General features: G+C 37.2%; 15 protein-coding genes and 2 tRNA genes. 12 read left to right on the top strand and 5 right to left on the bottom strand.

The window, feature by feature from the left end; all coding sequences use genetic code 11:
* Positions 1–60: 60 nt before the first annotated feature.
* From ACJVDH_RS17600 to ACJVDH_RS17590, 3 genes are read left to right on the top strand one after another with little or no spacing between them, the layout of a single operon-like run.
* On the top strand, positions 61–591 hold the full coding sequence (locus tag ACJVDH_RS17600) for a hypothetical protein (protein ID WP_443944709.1): 531 nt from the start codon (positions 61–63) through the stop codon (positions 589–591).
* Positions 592–1,272 carry a lycopene cyclase domain-containing protein gene (locus ACJVDH_RS17595; protein ID WP_443944708.1) on the top strand — a complete coding sequence of 227 codons (681 nt, stop codon included), beginning with the start codon at positions 592–594 and terminating at the stop codon, positions 1,270–1,272. It begins immediately after the preceding gene.
* Positions 1,269–1,514 (top strand): cytochrome b5 domain-containing protein, encoded by a 246-nt coding sequence (locus ACJVDH_RS17590; protein ID WP_443944707.1) that lies wholly within the window; start codon positions 1,269–1,271, stop codon positions 1,512–1,514. Before ACJVDH_RS17595 ends, ACJVDH_RS17590 begins: the two co-directional genes overlap by 4 nt.
* Here ACJVDH_RS17590 and ACJVDH_RS17585 read toward each other — a convergent pair.
* The gene (locus tag ACJVDH_RS17585) at positions 1,501–2,328 is read right to left on the bottom strand and encodes a helix-turn-helix domain-containing protein (RefSeq protein WP_443944706.1); all 828 of its coding nucleotides are present in this window, start codon (positions 2,326–2,328) and stop codon (positions 1,501–1,503) included. The genes ACJVDH_RS17590 and ACJVDH_RS17585 overlap by 14 nt on opposite strands.
* An 85-nt stretch (positions 2,329–2,413) precedes the next feature.
* On the opposite strand from ACJVDH_RS17585, the gene ACJVDH_RS17580 reads away from it, so the two are divergent.
* The 3 genes from ACJVDH_RS17580 to ACJVDH_RS17570 are packed head-to-tail and all read left to right on the top strand — an operon-like array spanning position 2,414 to position 6,399.
* Complete coding sequence (locus ACJVDH_RS17580; RefSeq protein ID WP_443944705.1) at positions 2,414–3,748, top strand: TolC family protein; 1,335 nt, start codon at positions 2,414–2,416, stop codon at positions 3,746–3,748.
* Position 3,749: 1 nt separating this feature from the next.
* Positions 3,750–4,811, top strand: a complete 1,062-nt coding sequence (locus tag ACJVDH_RS17575; protein WP_443944704.1) for an HlyD family secretion protein — start codon at positions 3,750–3,752, stop codon at positions 4,809–4,811.
* Entirely contained in the window at positions 4,804–6,399 is a 1,596-nt protein-coding gene (locus tag ACJVDH_RS17570) for an MFS transporter (RefSeq protein ID WP_443944703.1), read from the top strand. Before ACJVDH_RS17575 ends, ACJVDH_RS17570 begins: the two co-directional genes overlap by 8 nt.
* A 72-nt stretch (positions 6,400–6,471) precedes the next feature.
* On the opposite strand, the gene ACJVDH_RS17565 is transcribed toward ACJVDH_RS17570, so the two are convergent.
* Positions 6,472–7,392 (bottom strand): PfkB family carbohydrate kinase, encoded by a 921-nt coding sequence (locus ACJVDH_RS17565; RefSeq protein WP_443944702.1) that lies wholly within the window; start codon positions 7,390–7,392, stop codon positions 6,472–6,474.
* 142 nt (positions 7,393–7,534) lie between these two features.
* Here ACJVDH_RS17565 and ACJVDH_RS17560 point away from each other — a divergent pair.
* Positions 7,535–7,608, top strand: a tRNA-Asn gene (locus ACJVDH_RS17560).
* A 75-nt stretch (positions 7,609–7,683) separates the two neighbouring features.
* Positions 7,684–7,757: transfer RNA gene (locus tag ACJVDH_RS17555), tRNA-Asn, on the top strand.
* A 48-nt stretch (positions 7,758–7,805) separates the two neighbouring features.
* On the opposite strand, the gene ACJVDH_RS17550 is transcribed toward ACJVDH_RS17555, so the two are convergent.
* Positions 7,806–8,558, bottom strand: a complete 753-nt coding sequence (locus ACJVDH_RS17550) for a response regulator transcription factor (protein ID WP_443944701.1) — start codon at positions 8,556–8,558, stop codon at positions 7,806–7,808.
* 79 nt (positions 8,559–8,637) lie between these two features.
* Here ACJVDH_RS17550 and ACJVDH_RS17545 point away from each other — a divergent pair, with 79 nt between their 5' ends.
* The 3 genes from ACJVDH_RS17545 (at position 8,638) to ACJVDH_RS17535 (ending at position 11,111) form a co-directional block, all read left to right on the top strand.
* Positions 8,638–9,288 carry a DUF1349 domain-containing protein gene (locus ACJVDH_RS17545; protein WP_443944700.1) on the top strand — a complete coding sequence of 217 codons (651 nt, stop codon included), beginning with the start codon at positions 8,638–8,640 and terminating at the stop codon, positions 9,286–9,288.
* 142 nt (positions 9,289–9,430) lie between these two features.
* A complete protein-coding gene (locus ACJVDH_RS17540) occupies positions 9,431–9,679 on the top strand; it encodes a hypothetical protein (RefSeq protein WP_443944699.1) in 249 nt (82 codons plus the stop codon).
* A gap of 166 nt (positions 9,680–9,845) precedes the next feature.
* Positions 9,846–11,111 (top strand): Hsp70 family protein, encoded by a 1,266-nt coding sequence (locus ACJVDH_RS17535; RefSeq protein WP_443944698.1) that lies wholly within the window; start codon positions 9,846–9,848, stop codon positions 11,109–11,111.
* 70 nt (positions 11,112–11,181) lie between these two features.
* Here ACJVDH_RS17535 and ACJVDH_RS17530 read toward each other — a convergent pair whose 3' ends face one another.
* Positions 11,182–12,315, bottom strand: a complete 1,134-nt coding sequence (locus tag ACJVDH_RS17530; protein WP_443944697.1) for a polymerase — start codon at positions 12,313–12,315, stop codon at positions 11,182–11,184.
* 204 nt (positions 12,316–12,519) lie between these two features.
* Between ACJVDH_RS17530 and ACJVDH_RS17525 the strand changes: the two genes are divergently transcribed.
* Positions 12,520–15,108 carry a phosphatidylglycerol lysyltransferase domain-containing protein gene (locus ACJVDH_RS17525; protein ID WP_443944696.1) on the top strand — a complete coding sequence of 863 codons (2,589 nt, stop codon included), beginning with the start codon at positions 12,520–12,522 and terminating at the stop codon, positions 15,106–15,108.
* Here the strand turns inward: ACJVDH_RS17525 and ACJVDH_RS17520 are convergent, their stop codons facing one another.
* Entirely contained in the window at positions 15,109–15,780 is a 672-nt protein-coding gene (locus ACJVDH_RS17520; protein ID WP_443944695.1) for an AcvB/VirJ family lysyl-phosphatidylglycerol hydrolase, read from the bottom strand. It lies immediately after the preceding gene.
* Positions 15,781–15,782: the final 2 nt, after the last annotated feature.

Genomic DNA, 15,782 nt, shown 5'->3' with positions numbered 1-15,782 from the left:
GGAAAGTGACGTTTAATCTCTCTTTTAATAAGCAATATGTTTTAATTACCTTTGCTGCCCATGTTCAGAATTAAGGTATTTATAGTCGGTTTAATGTGTTCACTCGGCGTGGCGAAAGCACAATTATCGGTTAAAGAAGTTGCAGTTTTAAAACTGGATCTGGTTAAGGCAGTAGAAAATTCTAAACTCACAGACTCGCTTCTTTTCAGATTGGATAAACTTAAGGATAAAACAGCACTGATTACTGCATACACCGGTACATTAGAGGCATTGAAAGCCAAACACGCCTGGAATCCTTATACTAAAATCAAGTACGTGAGTAGATCGCTTAAAACAATGAAAAAGGCAATCGAAATGGATTCTGAAAATATGGAAATTCGTTTTATGCGTTTCTCGATCGAGCATTTTACGCCTTCATTTCTGGGTTTCAGTAAAGAGCTTGCAGAAGATCGGGAAGAAATTGTGAAACATTACCAACAGCAAAATTTTGGCCTTGCAGATAAAACCCTGATAAAAAATGTAGCCAAATTTATGATCGATAGTAAACGCTGTACACCTGCAGAAGTTAAAATATTCCAAAAATATATCTAAATGAACTATACTTACTTACTGATCAATATAGCAGTGATTTTTTTTCCGCTTGTTTTATCTTTCGATAAAAAAGTTCATTTCTTCAGCAAATGGAAGTTCGTTCTTCCTGCAATTTTACTTACCGGAGCGGTGTTTCTGGTTTGGGATTTATTGTTTACAAAACTGAATGTCTGGTCGTTCAATTCAGCTTATATTACCGGCATTTCATTATGGGGTTTACCATTAGAAGAAATGCTTTTCTTTTTAACGGTGCCTTATGCTTGTATATTTATATATGAATGTCTGAATGTATACTTCCCAAAAAATCTTCTTCAGAAATACAGTCTGGCAGTAAGTAATTTATTCCTCGGACTTAGTATTGCCGTTTTGTTTTTTGCGTACGACAAATGGTACTCTGTAATTAATTTCGCCTTTCTTTTCGCGGTTTTACTTTTTGTAGAATATATTAATCAAACATATCGCTTCATGTATCGGTTTTACCGCGCGTATGCAGTTTCTTTAATTCCTTTTTATATTGTAAATGGTTTGCTCACATCTATTCCTATAGTGCGCTATAATGATGCGCAAAATATTGGTGTACGCATTGGAACTATCCCTTTTGAAGATCATTTTTATTTGATGAGCTTACTTTTAATGAACGTTTATTTGTATGAATATTTTAAAGGAAAATCTGCTAAATGAACGCGCTTCCGGAATATACCAAACAGCAACTTGCACTAAGAAACGGACAAGATAAACCGCAAATTTGGATAGCCTACAAAGGTTTGATTTATGACGTAACCGAAAGCCGTTTATGGCGAAACGGCAAACATTATGAACATTGGGCCGGGCAAGATCTAACGGCAGAACTTGCGGATGCGCCGCATACTGAAATAGTATTTGAAAAATTTATACCCATCGCGCGTTTAGTTATACCAGGTTGATTTTTGTAAGTGTAGACTGTTTCAATTCTTTAAATTCTGAAGGTCTTTTCCCAACCATTTTATAAAAAGTATTGCTGAAGGATGAAATGCTGTTATAACCGACTGCGTAAGCAATTTCGCTGATCGTTAAGTCTGTTTCCAGCAATTTCTCCATCGCTTTGATCATTCTGGCCAGTTTCAGGTATTGAAAAAAGGAAACATTTAAAGTAGATTGAAACAATCTGGATAAAGTACGTTCAGAAAAACCTGTTGCCTTTCCTACACTTTCCAAACTTAGCATATCATCAGAAAGATGATCAATAATGTGTTTCAATGTTGGGCGAATGCGCTGGTTTTCTGTAGTGGGCAATGAAATGGGTAAAGGATGCTGACTGACCACTGGCAGAATATTTTTCAGTGTATTCAGGAAATCATATTCTTTGGTTTCTGGTGTAATGTTTCCATTCCACTGTTCAGAATATAAAAACATCTCTAACAGGAGGTTATTTACCGGATAAATCCCAATTTGTTTGTAAAAAGGATTTTCATCATCTGTTGCGGTATCGAAATAAATATTGCGGACAATTGCAGATTGATATCTGTGTTGTAAATGGTGTTCTACGCCTGCCGGAATCCATACATAGTGCCTTGCCGGTAAGAAATAAGATTTCTCTTTGGTGTATAAAAATATAATGCCGCCCTCTACATAAGTGAGCTGGCCTTTTAAATGAGTGTGGTCTTGAAAACGATCTTCAAACCGGCTGTGCCAAACATACATTGTTTCTGGATTTTCATCTATTGCAAATAAAAGGTCTTCGTTGCTAACTTTTATCATTTGGCTGGTTTGAATAAATATATGTCTCTTTAGATAAAACAAAGAAACGAATCTCTGGCGAAATTTGCAGTATTAAATTTTAGTTATGAACTCTATAAAGAATAAAAGAATGTTTTGGGTGTGTGTGCCCTTTCTTTTATCATCGATTATTACGCACGCACAAAGTCATCCAGATCCAGAAAAAATCAGTTTAAACGAGATTTGGATACTTGCCGATAGCAACAGCAAAAAGCTTCAGATGCAAAATCTTAATGTAGAAGCCAGTACTGCACACATTAAAGTAAGTAAAGCAGAACGTTTGCCAGAACTTGCAGCAGAAGGCACAAAGGCACATGTTTTTCCGCTGCCGATTTATGAAAACGGTTTGTTTCATACGCCGTCGCAATATCCTGTTGTATCAAAATATTACAAAGTTGGTGCAGATGCGTATCTGAATTTATACAATGGCGGCAAAACCAATACCGAAATTGCTGCATCTAAAGTTGAAGCAGAATTGAGCGATGTACAAAAAAAGCAAAGCAAACAAGAAATCCATTATAGTGCTGCGGTATATTTTTATGATGTGTATCGGAATATTTCTTATAAATCTTTGCTGGAGCAAGACATCCGCGACCGCGAAAAACAACTGGCAGAAATTAACCAGTTATATAAAAACGGAACCGTTTTAAAAAGCGATGTTTTAAGGGCAGAATTGCGCTTATCAAAACAGAAAATGTTGCGCACAGAAATTGAGAACAGCATCCGCATTGCGACACAAAAACTTAATATTCTGATTGGCCGGCCAGATAATGCTGGGCTAAATCCAGAAATATCCGATCAGGAAACAGATGCTGTAGTTTTAAAACAAATGGATGATTATTTGCTTGAGGCAAAATCGTCGTTCAAAATTCAAGCTTCAGAAAAAGAGCAATCGCTTAGTAAACTTAAACTAAAACAAGTAAAAGCGAATTTACTGCCTACACTGGGTTTCTTTGCAGAATATGCATATGCCTATCCTCAAATCCAGTTTTACCCATATTCTTTAGCGCTATACAGTAATGGTATGGCCGGTTTGAAGCTCAAAATTCCGATTTCATCGTGGTATACCAACCAGCATAAAGTTAAAGAAGCACAAATCAGGGTGAAACAAATGGAGGTTGAAGATGAAGATGTGAAAGACAATATCCGCCAGGAAATTCAGGAGGAATATATCCGATACAAAGAATCTGTTCAGCGCATTCAGGTTGCCGAAGAAAACATCAAACAAGCAACAGAAAGTTATCGTATTGTTCAAAATACATACTTCAATCAGTTGTCTTTACTTACTGATTTGTTAGATGCAGAAACACAATTGCTGCAATCTAAATTTGAACTTACAACGGCGCAAGTAAACGCCAAATTACAATATTACCAATTACAAAAAGCTGTAGGAAACTTATAAAATGAACACTAAACAACAAAGTAAATCTGATATTTTGATCAGTAGAGTTACAACTGTTATCGCATTAATTGTTTTGGTTGTACTCTTATTCTGGGGCGGAGCCACCGTTCTGGGTTACATGAAATATGAAGAAACCAATGATGCGCAGGTAGACGAATATATAAATCCGGTTACTGCGCGTGTAAGTGGTTACATTAAAGAAGTTCGGTTTGAAGAAAACCAGGAAGTTAAAAAAGGCGACACATTATTGTTGATTGATGACGATGATTATGCCGTACAACAAGATGAGGCGGCGGCATCTTTACTGAATGCGAAAGCACAGATATCTGTTCAGCAAAGCAATATCCGTACAGCAGAAAGTAATGCAGCAGTTGCACAGGCTAAAATTGCGGCCGCTAAAGCTAAACTTTGGAAACAACAGGAAGAGTTTGACCGCTATAAAAAATTATTTGACGCAGAATCTGCCACCAGACAGCAGCTGGAAAATATACAAAGTATGCTGCAGGTTGCAGAAGCCGAATATCAGGCTGCAAAAGAAGATTATACTGCTGCAATTTCCAGAACCAATGATATTAAAGCGCAGAGCGATGTATTAAAATCTGAAATTAAAAGGCGCGAAGCTGTAGTAAAACGGAACGATTTGAATGCTTCATACACTGTAATTGTTGCGCCGTATAACGGTAAAATGGGACGTAGAACAATACAAGATGGTCAATTGGTTCAAACTGGCCAAACCATTGCCTACATTGTAGATCGCAGTGCGGGCAAATGGGTCATTGCAAATTTTAAAGAAACGCAGATTGACAGATTGTATATTGGAGAGAAAGTAAATGTTGAGGTTGATGCTTTCCCGGACAAGCAATTTGTTGGTGAAATTGAATCTCTTTCTGGTGCTACAGGATCAAGATTCTCTTTGCTTCCGCCAGATAATTCTACCGGCAATTTTGTTAAGATTGCCCAAAGGATACCGGTACGCATTCATCTTGAAGATAAAGACATGGATAAACTTAGCGCAGGTATGAGCGCTGTTGTACGTGTAAAAAGAGAAAGCAGTCATGAATAATTCTGACATAATATTTAAAAGTTGGGCGCCCAAATGGCTTGTTACCGCAAGTATTTTTGCTGTGTTGTTGTCGTCCGTTTTGCTTTTTGCTATTTCTACTGCAGACAGTATTGCTGCGGTTGGCTTTTACGGCGCAAAACCATCTGATATTCAATTTTCGATGCTGATGTTTTATGCTGCTGTTGCCAGTTTTGCGGTAGTAGAGAGAAGGTTTTTTTCCAGAGTTGTTACCAAAGATTATCTGATCATTTGTATTCTGCTCGAAATTCTGATCACCTATTGGTGTTATCAAACCAGAGACATTTCATTAATTTTTATTCTGCGTTTTTTGCAAGGCATTGTAAATTGTGGTTTAACCAGCATTTCACTCAATCTGTTGTTTAGCCGCTTAAAAACTGAGCACGCTAAAGAAACAGGTTATACTATTTTTTATGGAATGATTTTATGTGTATCGCCAATTACCGCACTTTTCTCTGTGCCGATAGTTGAAAATTATGAGTACAACATTTTGTACAAAGCAATTATATTTTGTTTTATACCGAGCACTTTTTTGCTGTTTATTGTAATGAAACGCATTCACATCATTCCAAAAACACCACTGTATAAATTAGATTGGTCTAGCTTTTTTCTATTTGCAACGATGTTGATATTGATTGCTTTCGTATTAATTTACGGACAGGAAAAAGACTGGTTAGAAGATTCCGGTATTGTTTGGTCTATTGCAGGAGTTGTTTTTCTGGCTCTGGTATCTATCTTCAGACAGCTAAGTTTAAAACGACCTTCAGTAGATTTGGAAGTTTTTAAATCGCGCAATTTTGCTGTTGGAATCGTCTTTTTGATTATCCTGTATATTATAAGAGGGGCGTTTGGTTTAACCACATCGTATTTTATAAATGTGTTGGGGATGGATTCTTTGCACGCCAACGAAATTATGTTTTTCAATATTTTGGGTGTGATTTTCGGATCTGTTGTAGCCATCCGGTTTCTAATCAAACAAAAACATTTGCGCATTTTATGGATATCTGGTTTTGTTCTTCTTTTTGTTTTCTTTTTGTGGATGTGTTTGCTGTTTGCAAGCGAAGCCGGAACAAGTAATTTCTATTTTCCTTTGTTTTTACAAGGAATGGGCGCGGGGATGGTTATGTCGCCAATAGTAATGTTTATCATGTCATCCGTACCAGAAAAATTTAGCCAGTCTGCATCTTCCGTGGGGATTCTGGTTCGTTTTTCTACATTTAGTTTAAGTTTGGCCTGTATCAATTATTTTCAATTGTATTTCAAAGGCAGACATAATGATGCACTCCGCGATCGGATATCTTTTTTAGATTTCAGCGTGCCAGGCCGGTTAAAAATCTATGAAAGCGCATTGGTTGGCCGGGGAATGACGCCAGATTTAGCCAATAAAGCTGCGGTAGGATTATTGAATAAAGCGGTACAAAAACAGACCTTTTTACAATTCTGCGTCAGTTATTATGAAATTATCGCTTTACTCTGTTTATTCAGTATCGTTTTAATTGCTTTACAACCTGTAATTAGCAGAACCGTTATCAATTTAAGAGGAAAACAGCCCGCTGCTGTAGGGTTCTGATCTTTTGTTTTTACACAAAAAAGCTGCATCATATTTCTTTGATGCAGCTTTTTTTCTATTAGATAATGTGAACTAAGCTTCGATTGTAAAAGCACTTAAATTCACAAATTGTTGAATGCGCGCTGAAACTTCTTCGTCTGTTAAGTTTAATAATTTTTCTGTACCGAATTTTTCTACACAGAATGATGCAAGGGCAGAGCCGTAAATAATTGCATTTTTCATGTTGTTAAAATTGATTGAACCCACTTTGGCTAAATAACCAATAAAGCCGCCTGCAAATGTATCGCCAGCGCCTGTTGGATCAAAAACTTCTGCCAATGGCAAAGCTGGTGCAGAGAAAATTTGTCCATCTCCGAACAACAATGCGCCGTGTTCGCCTTTTTTAATGATCAGATATTTTGGTCCCATAGCCAGAATTTTTTCTGCAGCTTTAACCAATGAATATTCGCCTGATAGTTGACGGGCTTCAGCATCGTTAATGGTTAAAACATCTACCATTTTAATGGTTTCAAGTAAATCGTCCATCATAATGTCCATCCAGAAATTCATGGTGTCCATAACGATTAATTTTGGGCGATTTGTTAAACGTTTAATTACCGTTTGCTGAACTTGAGGTGTTAAATTACCCAACATTAAATACTCACAATCCTGATAGCTTTCCGGGATAATCGGGTCGAAGTTTTCCAATACATTTAATTCTGTGATCAATGTATCGCGGCTATTCATATCATTATGATATTTTCCCGACCAGAAAAACGACTTTTCACCTTCTTTGATCTGCAATCCTTCTGTGTCTACACCATGTTTTGTGAAGATGTCGATATCCGATTGATGGAAATCATCGCCCACTACAGCCACAATTTTTGCTTTATTATAGAAGTAAGATGCGGCTAAACTTGCGTAAGTTGCAGCTCCACCTACAATTTTATCCGTTTTTCCGAATGGTGTTTCAATAGCATCGAAAGCTACAGTACCTATGATTATCAGGCTCATATCTATATATTACTTTTTTATTTAAAAATTTTCAGTGCAAATATTGCATAAATAATTTAAAAGCCCTAATATTGCATTCCCAAAACGAACAAGGTATTTGTAGTTTAAAAATGCAAAGAACCTCGTTTTAGGAAAACCGGATTCCTTCTTAGCTCAGCCGGTTAGAGCATCTGACTGTTAATCAGAGGGTCGCTGGTTCGAGCCCAGCAGAAGGAGCAAAACTCATCTGGATTTGATGAGAAAAAACAAACTTTTGCTTATAAGCAGAGTTTACATATTGAAGACCGTTATTCCTTCTTAGCTCAGCCGGTTAGAGCATCTGACTGTTAATCAGAGGGTCGCTGGTTCGAGCCCAGCAGAAGGAGCTTGCTAATTCAAGCTAAACCCACTCCGTCCGAGTGGGTTTTTTGTTTTTAATACATTCCAGTTGTTTCGGCTACCTTACACGCTTCCATTGCATTGGTTACATTTAGTTTTTGAAAAATATTTTGCCGGTGCCGGTTTACGGTATTGATACTTAAAGAAAGTTGATCTGCAATTTCTTTGCTTCTTTTACCATGTTTAATAAATTGCAGAATTTCTTTTTCCCGTTCAGATAATATATCAGAAAAACGGCTTTGCTCATTATTTAATACTTCGCCAGTTTTGGTATTAATGATTATACCCTGAGGAATTTCAAACTCCGGATGTGCATAAATCATATCATACAAACATAAAGCCAGCCAAACGCTTCCATCCTCGAAAGAACCGATGTAGAGTAAACGATGGCGCATCAAACTGTATTTTCCGTCTTTATTTTTAATCCGTAATCTTGTTATTACCTGAAAATCCGTTCTTTCGCTGGCATCAATCGTATTCATCAACTGAAAAAACTGAAACTCTAAGCGGTATTTTTTTTGTAGATCATCTGTATGGATTCGGCTCAGCAATTCGTCTTCCCAAATAGAATTTACTTCACTTTGTTTATGTACAAGACCAATCTGGTCGGCAATTTTTCCATAAAAAATAAAACTTTTCCGTGCCTTCATATCGCTTAGCACGCTAATACAGTTTTCCAGATTGGTATACATCCGGGCAATTTGTTTGCCGTTTTCAATCCTGGCCTCCGGGTGTAGTGGCGCATCAAATGATTGAGAGAAAAGTTTTATATCGAGCAGATCTCGCATAGTAATCTTTTTAATGGTTATTAATCACCATTGAAATTCGTGGCCTTGGTGTTTAAGTTTGCGAACTTAATGATTAGAAATGATGAAAAAAATCCTGTTTGTCTTATGTCTGTTTTTTTCTGCCGCTCAGTTAAACGCCCAAAGTCTCGAAAAAATGCAATGGTTCAATGAGCCCGAACAATGGCAAATCAAAAACAACAGTTTGGTTATGCAAGTTACACCAGCCAGTGATTATTGGCGCATTTCGCATTATGGATTTACGGTAGATGATGCTCCGTTTTTCTATGCTAATTATGGCGGAGAATTTGAAGCGAAAGTAAAACTGATTGGAGATTATAAAGCGCGTTTTGATCAAATGGGTATGATGATCCGCATCGACCATAAGAATTACATCAAAACCGGAGTAGAATTTGTAGATGGAAAATTTAATGTAAGTACTGTGGTTACCCACGATAAAAGCGATTGGAGCGTTTTACCGCTAGAAAAAGTACCGCCATTTATCTGGATAAAAGTAATCCGCAGATTGGATGCATTAGAGATTTTTTATTCACTTGATGATAAAAACTACGTCATGACCAGAAATGCATCTTTGCAAGATAATACACCCGTAATGATCGGTTTAATGGCTGCAAGTCCGGATGGGAAAGGATTCGAAGCGAAATTTGAGAATTTCAAAGTAAAACACCTGCCAGATCAGCGCAGGTTAGAATGGCTTAAAACACACCAATAGTTTAATTGTAAGAAGGCTCCACTAAATAGTGGGGCTTTTCTTTTGCCCTTTACCAGCGTTTTCCAATTAATTTTTAAAAAAAAAATTACTGGTGGGATAAAATGGCTTTCCCAAACTGTACTGTTTGTGAAACGTCTCTACTATGGCAAAAAACATCAAAAATTATTCTAATTACGAGTTATTCGATTCTTTATTGCATGCCAGTTTTAAGCGCTGGGTATTTCTTCCAGATCGCGAAGTCAATTTGTGCGGGCAACAAGTTAAACAAACCTTTCCGCAGCAGCGGGATGCCTTCGAAAAAGCATTTAAATTTGCAAAAACCCTTCCACAAGTTGAGGCAAAAGAAAGTAATGAAAAGGCGAAACAATTGTGGGATCCTATTCATGACTAGCTGGAAGACGAACCATTTTTAATGGTCCGATTGCGCCGGCAAAGGCCTAAAAAAGGAAATAAAAAATCTGCTTTAAAGGCCAATCTAACAGGGTTAAATTTTATTTCCACGGTATTTTTTCATACTTTCGTCGCCCGCTAAATTTTGCCATTTAATTTACCAGACCATGAAAAACTTTTTATATGGAATAGATTTTGGAACCACAAATTCTGCACTTGCGATTTACAATGAAGATACGCGCGAAATTGAACATACCATTATAATCCCTTCGCTTATTTATTTTTTTCATCAGCTAAGTTCGCCAGACGGACAAAATTTTGTGGTGGGTGAGGATGCAATTGAAGCCTATTTAAACGATGGAATGAAAGGTCGGTTCATTAAATCTATAAAGCAAATTTTATCGCGTACCAGCTTTACGGAAACGCGCATCCACAACAGGCGATATAACGCTTCTGATTTGGTTGCTATAATTTTGAAAGAGCTAAAGACCAGAGCGGATATATTAACCGGCGTAGATTGCCAGAAAGCGATTATTGGTCGCCCGGTTTTTTTTGATGATGATAACGTTCAGAAAGATACATTGGCACAAAACCGACTGAGTAAAGCCGCAGATCTGGCGGGTTTTACGGAAGTCCGTTTTCAGTTCGAACCTATTGGAGCTGCCTTCGCTTACGAAAAAACATTGCAAAAGAAAGAAAATGTTCTGGTTGCCGATCTTGGTGGCGGTACTACGGATTTTACGTACCTGGTACTCGACCCGGAAAAGGTGGGCAGTAAAAACCGGAAAGACGATATGATGGCTACAGGAGGTATATATATTGGCGGTGATAGTTTTGATTCGGCATTTATGTGGGAAAAAGGTACGCCTTATTTCGGTAAGCATACACAATATGAAGCAACCAAAGGGAAAGTGTTAACGGTGCCAAAATCGTTATTTGCAAATATTTGCTCTTGGGAGCAGATGAACTTTTTTAACGGCCAACGGATAAGAAAGGATATAGAGGATTATTACTATTATTCTGGAAATGATGCCAAATTTAAAAACCTGATTACGCTTATAGAAAATAACTTGGGTTATTCTGTTTTTCAATCTATAGAGAAAACAAAGATTTCGCTTTCTAACACCAATTCTACTTCGTTTAAATATTCTAATATGGAGATTCATATTGATGAAGAAATCTCGTTAGAAGATTACGAACAGATTTTGAAAAAGGATGTGACCCGGATTGAAGAATATCTGGAAAAATTTATGGCACAACACAATATTGCTGTGCATGATATAGATAGTCTTTTTCTTACCGGCGGTACATCTATGGTGGGCAGCATTCAAAAATTATTTAAAACAAAGTTTCCACATCTTACGCTTAACTCTGGCGATAACTTTAAAAGTGTTGCAAAAGGTTTGGCGTATAGCGGATATCTTTTTGATTAATTTATTAGCCATTTGTTCATCCGTGTTACATATTGCCAGAACGACTGATAAACCATACTTAATGCTATAATTAAAATGCTTCTGATAAACTGATGTAGAAACCTTGCTGCCTTTCTTCGCCTTTGTATTTCTGGCCAATTCCATAATCCATACGTACGCTTAAACCTTTTGCCGGATCGAAAAAGTAACGCAAACCGGCGCCATAATTGGGTTTGAAATAATCAAAAGCGAAGTCTGTTCTTTTTCCCCAAACTGTTCCGGTAGCCACAAAAACTACCGCACCGAAACGGCTGTTGTACCGATAACGCAACTCACTTTGTACAGCCATAAAATTACGATCTCTAAATCTTCCATTGTAATAACCGCGCATAATCTCATCATTTCCAAGTTGCGGAAGCAAATAGAAAGGATAATGATCGCTAGATAAACCTTTGTAAATGCCTTGCGCACCGAGAATAAATTTGCCGCCAAGATTCCAGAAGTTTCTGAGATTTACACCAAACTGGCTTCCTGTAAAGTTTTGTCCGCCGAAAAAATCAGGCGCGTATTGATAAGTCACCCGACCGAAAAAACCATGTGAGGGATAATTATTTGAATTTCGGGTATCATAACTTTGTGAAACGCCAAAGAAGATGACCTGACCGCCAGGTTTACCAAAAATATTGGTGCGTTGATTAAACAAACCATCAGGATTATTTGCCCGCACCACGTAGTTTTCGTAATCAAAAGAAACGCCGGTATAAAAATGTGGAATAAATGTGCGCTCCAGATCTATCTGAGCTTTAATTTGTTGCTCCTCCAGTTGTTCCCGATCATGTTGAGCGGTATGGTTTCCAAGTCCGTAAAAATTAAAAGGCATTTTTCTAAAACGCAATTCTGCAATGGCGTGGTAAGTATTTCCTTTGCTCCAGGCATCGCCCAGCAAACTTAAATTGTATGTTTTTTTAGTAGAATATGAGCTTGTAGAAGAAAAATTAGAGCTTCTGTTGGTGCTGTCTTTTGCATCTGCATAAGTAGAAAAAAGAAAGCCAAAACCGAACTCAAAGCCAGTTTCTTGCGTATAACCTAAAACTGGTATGGGCATAAAGCTGGCTTTTCTGGTGGTATCCTGATCATCAGAAAGCAATTTCCGGATCAGCTTTTTCTGTGCAAAAGCATTAGAAACCAATGCAATAAAAATTAAAAAAAATATTAATCCTTTCATTCAGGCGGAAAAAAATATAAAAGTTTGTTTGCACACAAATTTGTGTGTAGCGGTGTTAATCAATAGTTAAGTTGTATTTATTTTTCTGTTCTTCGGATAGATTTATTGAAGTTCTTTATAAATTCGTGAAATCACAAGTACCAACTAATCATCTTCATTTATACTTCATAATTGTCTGGTAGACTGCGAAGGAATTAATCATATATGCACAAAGCGAAAACCTTTATATCGAGCCTGGTTTATAATAAATTTTTCTGGCAGTTCTTTCTTGCCGTTTTTATGCTGGCTATGGCCATCTTTTTTATTCGGGCGCAACATGTTGAAGTTTTACAGATTAAAGCACAGCTAAATTCTGCCGTAACAGAATATGTAGCCTTGGGCATACTTTTAACGGCGTTATACATTGTAGCGCAAGGACAAATGTACGTGCACAGTTTTAAAGCACTTAATGTTCATTTAAGTTTATGGAACGCCATTAAGCTGTTTTTAAAACGAAACCTGATCAGCATTTTTTTGCCTGCCGGCGGATTTTCTTCCTTAATTTTTTTTACGAAAGAAATTGAAGAAGAAGGTATTTCGAAATCGAAAATTCATCTTTCGTCTACGCTTTTTGCCTTCTGCGGTATACTTTCCGTAGTAGTCGTAGCCATTCCTGTACTTGGTGTTGCGTTGTTGTTTACTAAATTTGGCACTACGGAAATTCTTAGTTTCTTTTTTCTTTTGGTGCTTACCGCATTATTGTTCATAGCCGTTTATTCCATTTCTAAAAAAGGCTGGGCTTATACCTACTTGTCTAAAATCCGTCCGTCATTATCGGCAGTATTTGACGATATGATTGAAGAGCACATCAACAGGAAACAATTCTGGTTAACTTTGCTGGTTTCTATTGGGATAGAATTCATCGGTATTATTCATTTATATATCTGCATGCTGGCTTTGGGTTTCGAAGCCAGTTTGCCCGCCGCAATTATTGGATATATTGTTATGGTGATTCTGCTTATCGCTTCTCCCTTTTTAAGAGGATTGGGAACGATAGAAGTTTCGCTCACATTTATACTTGGCCAATTTGGTTTTCCTATTGTAGCAGCGGCAACCATTACCTTAATGTTTAGGTTTTTCGAGTTTTGGTTGCCTTTAATCGGTGGAGTAATCAGCTTTATTCTAAAGAAAGATAGTATTATTCTGCGCATTTTGCCTGCTTTTATCATTTTGATTTTAGGCGTGGTCAACATTATTTCGTCAATCACGCCGTCTATCCCAACGCGTTTAAGGTTGGTGAAAGATATCCTGCCGGAAGATCTTATCGTAACCAGTAATGCGCTTGTACTGGTTTTTGGGTTGGTGTTGGTTATGGTCAGCATTTTTCTGCTTCAGGGTTCGCGAAGAGCATGGTATGTTGCACTTTCTTTAACGTTATTTTCAATCATTGGGCACTTACTAAAAGCGGCAGATTATGAAGAAGCTATTCTTGCATTAATTGCCGGCTCATGCTTATTTTATACCAGAGGGAATTATAAGCTCAGACCTCATCCAAAATTTGTGAAAATTGGTTACACGGTATTTATATATGCCATTGTTGCGGTTTTTGCCTACGGCGTAATTGGTTTTTATTTTATGGATAAACGCCATTTCGGGGTTGAATTTAAGTTTACCGAGTCGGTAATGGCGGTGCTGAAAGTCATTTTCTTTATAGATGACCAGGCGCTTCAGCCTCGAACAAAATTTGGGACACATTTTGAACAGTCTATCTATATTGCAAGTGGATTGGTGATTCTGTTTATTATATACAGCTTACTTCGTCCGTATTTTTCAAAGCCATATAATTCGGAAGAAGATTTTACCGAAGCAGATGCATTGTTAAATGAAAAAGGTTCGTCTGCTTTAGATTATTTTAAAACCTATCCGGATAAGTTCATCTATTTTAGCGATGACAGGAAGTCTTTTATCAGTTTTAAAATTACACGACATTTTGCGCTTGTACTGGAAGATCCGGTAGCAGATAACCTGGAAGAAAAACGCATAATGATCCAAAAGTTTGAAGAACGTTGTGAAGCAAATGGTTTCATTGCCGCTTATTACCGTGTGCCAGAAGAATCCCTTGAAATGTATAAATCCTTAGGGAAAAAATTTATTCCGATAGGAGAAGAAGCCGTTTTAAATTTAACAGCATTTACTTTAGATGGCGGCAAAATGAAAACCACACGTAGCGCAGTAAATAGACTAAGCGGCGAAGGTTTTATTTTTAAGGTGTATGAAGGGCCGCAAAAAGAAGGTTTGCTGCAGAAACTTCAAACCGTATCAGACAATTGGTTGCGCGAGCTTGACCAGAAAGAAGTGGCGTTTACTCAAGGTGTTTTTGATAAAAGTATTCTTAAAAATCAAACCATACTGACAATAGAAGATCAGGAAGAAAAAATATATGCTTTTTTGAATATCATTCCGGATTATGCGCCTGGTGAAGCAACTTATGATTTGATCCGTAAAGAAACAGACGCACCAAATGGCGTGCTGGATATGCTTTTAGCCAAAACATTTTTGTATTTAAAAGAACAGGGCTTTCAAAGTGTAAATATGGGTTTAGCGCCTTTATCTGGTATAGATGGAGTAGATATTACACAGAAAACGATCAAATATGCGTATGAAAATCTTCGTGCTTTTGCACAGTTTAAAGGATTAAGAAAGTATAAAGAAAAGTTTTATCCAAGTTGGAAAAAGAAATATTTGATATACCATCACCATTATCATTTGCTTCAGGTACCCAATGCATTGAAAAGAATTTCTGAAGGCAGTTAATTAAAAGCCTTCAGAAACTGCAGAAAGTACGCTGTTTATATCATTATCAAATTTATGCGAACCCGGAATCTGTATTTTGCTGATGTTTTTACGTTCTGGAATAGATTTGTAAATGGCAGCATCTTCATCTTTCCCAAAAACAAAGCGAATAGGTTGGGTAATTTTGTTGCTTTCTGCTAGTACCTTGTATTTGCCTTCTTTGTTGCCAAAACCCATCATATCGGTCAGTTTAATGACCAGATCGGTAGCGTTAGAAGGAGAAAGCAGTACGATTGATTTAAGCTTAGACTGAAGATCTTTTGGTAATCTAGGTGCCAGCATTAATGTTGCATCGGCACCAAATGAGTAACCAACTATAGAAAATTCCTCTATGTTCCATGCGGTTAAATAATGGGAAATTGCAGCAGAAAGATCCTGAACCATTTTTTCTGGTGTTTTCTGATCCCAAAAATATTTTCGGCTGTCTAAACTGATTACAGCGAAATTTTTGTTCTGTATACCTGCGGTCAGTTTTTGTGAAAAGCTATTCATGCCACCGTCTCCACTTAAATAAAAAATAATTTTTTTTGCGCTGGGTTTTGCTGCGGCAGTAAGCGGCAATTTGCTTATATCCTGAGAAAAGCCCAGAAAAGGCAAAGTCATCAGAATTGCAGTTAGAAATGATTTAAACATAA

Source organism: Pedobacter terrestris (assembly GCF_052343045.1).
GTDB lineage: Bacteria > Bacteroidota > Bacteroidia > Sphingobacteriales > Sphingobacteriaceae > Pedobacter.
The sequence above is the reverse complement of the archived record's forward strand: the minus strand, read 5'-3'. Positions and strand labels throughout refer to the sequence as shown.

Excerpts from the sequence above, each read along its gene's own strand:
- ACJVDH_RS17595 (WP_443944708.1), top strand. The coding sequence starts at position 592 with ATGAACTATACTTACTTACTGATCAATATAGCAGTGATTTTTTTTCCG.
- ACJVDH_RS17600 (WP_443944709.1), top strand. The coding sequence starts at position 61 with ATGTTCAGAATTAAGGTATTTATAGTCGGTTTAATGTGTTCACTCGGC.
- ACJVDH_RS17530 (WP_443944697.1), bottom strand. The coding sequence starts at position 12,315 with ATGAAAGGATTAATATTTTTTTTAATTTTTATTGCATTGGTTTCTAAT.
- ACJVDH_RS17525 (WP_443944696.1), top strand. The coding sequence starts at position 12,520 with ATGCACAAAGCGAAAACCTTTATATCGAGCCTGGTTTATAATAAATTT.
- ACJVDH_RS17570 (WP_443944703.1), top strand. The coding sequence starts at position 4,804 with ATGAATAATTCTGACATAATATTTAAAAGTTGGGCGCCCAAATGGCTT.
- ACJVDH_RS17590 (WP_443944707.1), top strand. The coding sequence starts at position 1,269 with ATGAACGCGCTTCCGGAATATACCAAACAGCAACTTGCACTAAGAAAC.
- ACJVDH_RS17535 (WP_443944698.1), top strand. The coding sequence starts at position 9,846 with ATGAAAAACTTTTTATATGGAATAGATTTTGGAACCACAAATTCTGCA.
- ACJVDH_RS17520 (WP_443944695.1), bottom strand. The coding sequence starts at position 15,780 with ATGTTTAAATCATTTCTAACTGCAATTCTGATGACTTTGCCTTTTCTG.
- ACJVDH_RS17545 (WP_443944700.1), top strand. The coding sequence starts at position 8,638 with ATGATGAAAAAAATCCTGTTTGTCTTATGTCTGTTTTTTTCTGCCGCT.
- ACJVDH_RS17575 (WP_443944704.1), top strand. The coding sequence starts at position 3,750 with ATGAACACTAAACAACAAAGTAAATCTGATATTTTGATCAGTAGAGTT.
- ACJVDH_RS17550 (WP_443944701.1), bottom strand. The coding sequence starts at position 8,558 with ATGCGAGATCTGCTCGATATAAAACTTTTCTCTCAATCATTTGATGCG.
- ACJVDH_RS17565 (WP_443944702.1), bottom strand. The coding sequence starts at position 7,392 with ATGAGCCTGATAATCATAGGTACTGTAGCTTTCGATGCTATTGAAACA.
- ACJVDH_RS17540 (WP_443944699.1), top strand. The coding sequence starts at position 9,431 with ATGGCAAAAAACATCAAAAATTATTCTAATTACGAGTTATTCGATTCT.
- ACJVDH_RS17580 (WP_443944705.1), top strand. The coding sequence starts at position 2,414 with ATGAACTCTATAAAGAATAAAAGAATGTTTTGGGTGTGTGTGCCCTTT.
- ACJVDH_RS17585 (WP_443944706.1), bottom strand. The coding sequence starts at position 2,328 with ATGATAAAAGTTAGCAACGAAGACCTTTTATTTGCAATAGATGAAAAT.